This is a genomic window from Peribacillus muralis (assembly GCF_001439925.1).
Classification (GTDB): domain Bacteria; phylum Bacillota; class Bacilli; order Bacillales; family DSM-1321; genus Peribacillus; species Peribacillus muralis.
Genome location: NZ_LMBV01000036.1, coordinates 1 through 202, shown reverse-complemented (window position 1 = coordinate 202; position 202 = coordinate 1). Strand labels below are relative to the sequence as shown.

Sequence of the window (202 nt, the reverse complement as noted above, 5' to 3'; positions counted from 1 at the left end):
GTAGCGGATATTACTTGCTTCCTTCATCAAAGTGGCTGGCAGGCCTTTTAGGGCTGTGTTATTAGCTCCGACGGTTGCCACGGCATCCTTACGGCCAAGGCTCGCAAGTGTACCGGAGTTAACTGGTGAGAAAACTTCAAGCTTTTTGCCTTCGAAGGCTGCATATAGATTGTAGCCGACAAGCTCACCCATTTGCCAAGCG

Annotated in this window: 1 pseudogene; it reads right to left on the bottom strand. The window is 50.5% G+C overall.

What is annotated here, in order from left to right:
- Positions 1-202: pseudogene (locus ASU00_RS22615) on the bottom strand (NAD(P)/FAD-dependent oxidoreductase); the annotation flags it as partial.